This is a genomic window from Butyrivibrio proteoclasticus P6B7 (genome assembly GCF_000622085.1).
In the GTDB taxonomy this organism is placed as follows: domain Bacteria; phylum Bacillota; class Clostridia; order Lachnospirales; family Lachnospiraceae; genus Butyrivibrio; species Butyrivibrio proteoclasticus_A.
On the sequence record NZ_JHWL01000049.1, the window covers coordinates 1 to 2,434 of the forward strand.

Genomic DNA, 2,434 nt, shown 5'->3' on the forward strand with positions numbered 1-2,434 from the left:
CTTTAAAAATCACTTTTCCTTCTTTATTGACCACAAATAAAGTCTCTCTGTAGAATATGCTATCTGCATCAAATCCATTTACCCTAGTCAATAGATAATACTTCTCATCATCTATCATTAGCGCTCCTACAGATTTTTCATATCCGATTCTAGATACTAGATCACCATTTGAGTCAATCAGATACCAGTTCCCCTGCTTATATCTATAGAAATGTAGAAAAATCATCAATGCAGAAAAAATAGCCCCAGATAATACACATATTTTAATTCTATTATTCATTATAATCTCCCTATATCAGAATCCACTATGACTAACTGTACTATCCCATAAATCACGTATTGATTGCACATACGCATACTCTATAGGGAAATCATCCCTATTTATCACTTTATCTAATTCTGTAATGCATGCATTGAAATCGTCGATGTCCACCGTACTCAAATCCAAATCATCAGATCCCTTTAACATCTTTTCTAGTATATCTATTTGATCACCATTTAAATTGATATCTCCGTCTTTAAGTTTCTTATTAACTGCAGCCTTAAACCGAGCTGCGAATTCATCAACATTAACATCTTCTGCATCTTGGAGTTCTTTACAGTTCGTAATAAGGAATTCTATTCCACCTTTCTCCCATTGTTGCATTAAATAATACGCATCTATCCTAACACAATCCAAACAATAACTAGCCTCTCCATAAAAATACCCAAACCACTCATTACGTATTTTCATCTTTTGATTCGTAATAGCTTCAGTTGCCTTTTTATAATCTAGAATAAAACTTAATACATCAAATCCAACATTAATAGCAGTCATCGCCCCTCCAGGTATTTCACTACTTCCTCGTGCTTTCAAAATGGCATTTATGAGTTCTATCGAATTTTTGCCACCTTCAACTGCGTCAAAGTTATCCATCGCATCCAAAGCCTTTAAAGTTGCCCATATTCCCATGTTATAAGTAGAAGATAAATCGTAGGCTATATCGTTATATAATTGAGTTATCAACTCACTTCTCTCTTTATATAATTTCTTCAAGCCTGAAATTTCTATCTTTGTAAGCTGACGGGAAGCCTCCTCGTCCAATGTAGGATATACATTTATGTTTATAGTCTTACTTTCTATTGTATTGCCAAAAGCCTCCAAGTTATACTCCATGTAATCATATGCATCTATAGTGCTACAACTAAAACTATCAATCTTTAAATGAACATTTTCAACCCCATAATTCAGCGGATGCTCATATAATGTTACATACTGCATCGCATAAAAATTTGCTATGGTCATTTCTTTTGTTGCTTCATAATAGTCTTTTTTTCTTTGTAAATCGTTAGTATTATCTGGTTCCTTCGCTAGAGCTGCATTATTAAAAGCAATAGCTGATGCACTCGTAATAGCATACATTTGTTTAAAAATATCCGATGCAAAATACATTACCCCATCCGTAGCATTAAATATAGCATTCATAATAGTCTCAAATTTTACAGCAATGTTTTTACTAATTGAGCCATCACTATTGATTTTAACCATATCGATACAATAGTCACATAATGCAGACATCAAATTTATGTCATTTATTAGATTATAAGGGTTATTTAATGAACCCAAATATGCAAACGCATCATCGTATTTCTGCTCTAATACCTGGGTGAAAAAATCCCTAGCATCTTGCGTACTAAAGCTTTTGTAATAATCCAATAACTCATCTAATGTAAATCCATTAGCAAGCGCTTCTTCGATTGCAACATCAGATACTCCATAATTATGCAATTCTGCGACATATCTTTCCGTTTGATGTCCTCTAGGAGCCAGGGATACATCAACAGAACCATTTGCATAATTCCCCTGTCCTGAGCCACCTGAAGACTGAGTGCCTGAGCCATTACCAGAGCCACTTGCTGCTCCGGACGCTGTTGTACCAGAATTAGATCCATTTGGCTGAGAGCTACTATTACCCTGGCCTGGATCTGTTGGTGTTAAACCATTTCTATCTACATATGCCTTAGGGTCGTTATAACAATAAATATAGTGGTTTATTGAATCTGGTATTTCAAGGAAACCTCTTACCTTATCCTCTCCTGTAAATCTACCTGTCTCTGGATCATAACTTCTTGCCTGAGCAAAGCAGAGGCCATTTTCCTCTTCTCTGTAACCAGTGAATGTAAATGGCTGGACGAGATTATCAAGAAGGTCATTGCCTGTATTTAATGAATCTTTTGTAATGCCAGTTATTCTTTCTGTTGTAATCTTCATTCCAGTTGACACATCAAGTCTGTTACCGAATACATCGTAGGCGTAAGCATCTGATGAAAGACCTTCTGCATCTGTGAGATACATGGTACTTCCAAGTTCATCAAGGAGATAGAATGCGTTTGTGCTCTCATTCTCCATACTTACTACCTTGTAATCATATGTGAACATAGATGTCTTGCCGTT

Annotated in this window: 2 protein-coding genes; both read right to left on the reverse strand. The window is 35.5% G+C overall.

Annotated elements, in window-relative coordinates; all coding sequences use genetic code 11:
* A partial coding sequence (locus tag T541_RS20070) for a hypothetical protein (RefSeq protein WP_034467709.1) occupies positions 1-280 on the reverse strand: 280 nt, incomplete at its 3' end.
* 15 nt (positions 281-295) lie between these two features.
* The coding region (locus T541_RS20075; protein ID WP_278247056.1) for an RHS repeat domain-containing protein at positions 296-2,434 on the reverse strand (2,139 nt) is incomplete at its 5' end.